Source organism: Endozoicomonas atrinae, from assembly GCF_001647025.1.
In the GTDB taxonomy this organism is placed as follows: domain Bacteria; phylum Pseudomonadota; class Gammaproteobacteria; order Pseudomonadales; family Endozoicomonadaceae; genus Endozoicomonas; species Endozoicomonas atrinae.
Genome location: NZ_LUKQ02000449.1, coordinates 1 through 2511 on the forward strand (window position 1 = coordinate 1; position 2511 = coordinate 2511).

The following is a 2511-nucleotide window of genomic DNA, read 5'->3' on the forward strand; positions in this document are numbered from 1 at the left end:
GCTTTTCACGCAGGCCATCGAGCTTTGCCTTACAGTGGGCAGGGGAACGGCCCATTTCGACCAGGGTGGACGCAGAGAGGCCAGCGCCCCCGTGGTAGTCCATTTCTGGCAGATTGTCATAGATTCCAGGGTTCATAAACGACCTCCTTATCGCTTTCTCTATTGCAATGTGGGTAATTTAGAATGGTGTTTTGCGTAATTCAAACGGAAATGCGTTTTTATATTCCCAACTAAAGGGGCATTAAAGCCCCTTCAAGTGCGTTTACTTGGTTTGTTCGGTCACAGGGCGTGGATTTACCGGGTAACCCATCATGACCACACGACCAGACTCAGAAGCCGGCGATTTATTGTTATTGGCGTTGCGGTATATGTTCAGCGGATTTTCTCCATGAGAGCTGATAATCACTGTCTCTGTGCCAACGTCACAATTTTCTATACAGAGATAGAGTGATGAGTGAGCGACCCTGACACAGGTCTCAGTATCGGATTTTGACAATGCCATTCTCCTTAATCCAAGGATCAAAGATTCGAAACAGCACCCAACAACGAAACTCCTGAGTTAGTCGAAACGTATCCCTACAAAAAATAGTCGACCGACAAGAATTGCTTCCGGTAGTGAGTCATCAGAAGACTGCGCAACATTAATCTGTCCGCCCGCAACACAGGTCAGGCGACATTCGCTCATCGCCAGTTCTGCATCGAAACTGGTATCCAAAGACTTCAGAAATGTCCGGCTTCCATTGGATACCAGACGTCTGAGATCAGCCATATTACTGCCCGGCCAGGCCACCATAACAATGTCACCATTATTGTAATGACCAACCGCATCCAGAAAGAGCACGGAACCTTTTGCTATTCCTTCCAGATGCTGGTGTAAAACCGTCGTATAGGCTTTTTCAGAGTGTTTAATTGGACAGCGATATAGAACATCCAGTGGCGGCTTGTTAAACCGACCATCACGCGCAATCTCCACGATGGTTTTCCAGTCGAATAGTGGCAGGGGTGCACCCTGCTTGACGACTTCAACCCCTACCCCCCGAATTTCCCCATGGCCGGTTTCCAGCCAGGATGGATCAACATTCAGGAATTCGGCAATTTTGACCAGATAAGTGGATGATTTATTGCGTCCAGACTCGATGTCGTTGATGCTGCTTTGCCTCGAACCCACAGCTTCAGCCAGTTTTGCCTGACTGATTCCGCGTTCTTTGCGAACGCTTTTTAAACGAGCGCCAAGTGTTGACATGCAATGACTCCCAATCCCTTAGAGATGCTCCCGAGACAAGTGAAACGTCGTTGGATGAGGGGAGCATTTTTATAAATTAAACGCATAGTTTTATTTGTGCAAGCCCTTCTGTTAAACGATCTGCTTGGGAAATTCAGTTTAAGAGGCAGTTAATAACTTGTATTTTTATTTTGTAAAACGGAAATGCGGTTGACGAGTCGTTTATTGCGGATTAGCCTGAATGAGTGTCGTTTCAGTAACAAGAAGAAAACGCAACGACCGTTAAACAGGGATATCAACGGAATGAACAGCATTGAGCCGCAATATAAACGTTGCTTCACTTCCATGCAGGATGCCATTGAGGTCGTGATGAATGCGCCTGGATTAACAGCCGCTGAACTGTCCCGGAGGTTAAACCGGCTGGATGTCAGTTTTCCTGAATACCTGTTGGCGGCTCAACAGGCTGGTAAAATTCAGGCGGGCAATCCCAGGTTATGCACAGTTCGGCAAACACCCTGCACCACTTGGTGGCCGACGTCATGAGGCTCCTGATAGGTATAGACCCGGGCATCACCGGCGCAATGGCGGCCATCAACGCCGACACGCTCCAGCTGCATGCGGTTGTCGATTTTCCTACGGTCAGCGAAGGCAAAAAGCAGCGCATTTTCACCTATGGCACCGCCGACATTTTAAAACAGTGGGAAAGCGACGCTGACCGGATAGCGATGGTCTATCTGGAAAAAGTGAACGCCATGCCGAAACAGGGCGTCACCTCCATGTTCAATATGGGGCGCAGCTTCGGAGCCATTGAAGGCGTCATCAGTGCCCTTAACCTACCGCTGACGTACATCACCCCCGTCACCTGGAAACGCAGAGCCAACCTCATCAACAAAGACAAAGACGTGTCCAGAACCCGGGCACTGGAGCTTTACCCATCTGCCCCCCTGACCCGGAAGAAAGACCATAACCGGGCGGATGCCCTATTGATCGCCCGGTACGGACAGGCCCGGTGAGCAGCGAACCGGAAATCATCGAGCTGTTGGGCAAAGAAACCACCCTCAAGCTGGAACGCGCTTTAGGGGGACAGCGGAAATACATTGCATCAAATCCGAGCGCCGAATCGCCCATAGTAGCAGTCATCGGCATGGAAGCCGCCCAGAAGTTAGCAACCCGGTTCGGCGGCATGCTGCTGTATATCCCGCAACAGATGGCTGCCCGGATCCGCAACCAGGAGATCAGGCTTGCCGTCTGGGCAGGAGAACACAAGCAGGCAATCGGTCAGCGGTACG

The 2511-nt window shown here is 50.4% G+C and carries 5 protein-coding genes; 3 read left to right on the top strand and 2 right to left on the bottom strand.

What is annotated here, in order from left to right; translation table 11 throughout:
* Positions 1-262: 262 nt before the first annotated feature.
* Together AK963_RS27725 and AK963_RS27730 are read right to left on the bottom strand one after the other, a co-directional pair.
* On the bottom strand, positions 263-496 hold the full coding sequence (locus AK963_RS27725; protein WP_139117726.1) for a hypothetical protein: 234 nt from the start codon (positions 494-496) through the stop codon (positions 263-265).
* Positions 497-559: 63 nt separating this feature from the next.
* Positions 560-1243 carry a helix-turn-helix transcriptional regulator gene (locus AK963_RS27730; protein WP_066018550.1) on the bottom strand — a complete coding sequence of 228 codons (684 nt, stop codon included), beginning with the start codon at positions 1241-1243 and terminating at the stop codon, positions 560-562.
* A 189-nt stretch (positions 1244-1432) separates the two neighbouring features.
* Here AK963_RS27730 and AK963_RS27735 point away from each other — a divergent pair, with 189 nt between their 5' ends.
* The 3 genes from AK963_RS27735 to AK963_RS27745 form a co-directional block, all read left to right on the top strand.
* Positions 1433-1765, top strand: coding sequence for a hypothetical protein (locus AK963_RS27735; RefSeq protein ID WP_139117727.1), 333 nt, complete (start codon positions 1433-1435; stop codon positions 1763-1765).
* On the top strand, positions 1762-2235 hold the full coding sequence (locus AK963_RS27740) for a RuvC family protein (RefSeq protein ID WP_066018552.1): 474 nt from the start codon (positions 1762-1764) through the stop codon (positions 2233-2235). The genes AK963_RS27735 and AK963_RS27740 overlap by 4 nt, the downstream gene beginning before the upstream one ends.
* A partial coding sequence (locus tag AK963_RS27745; protein WP_202969894.1) for a hypothetical protein occupies positions 2232-2511 on the top strand: 280 nt, incomplete at its 3' end. The genes AK963_RS27740 and AK963_RS27745, both read left to right, overlap by 4 nt.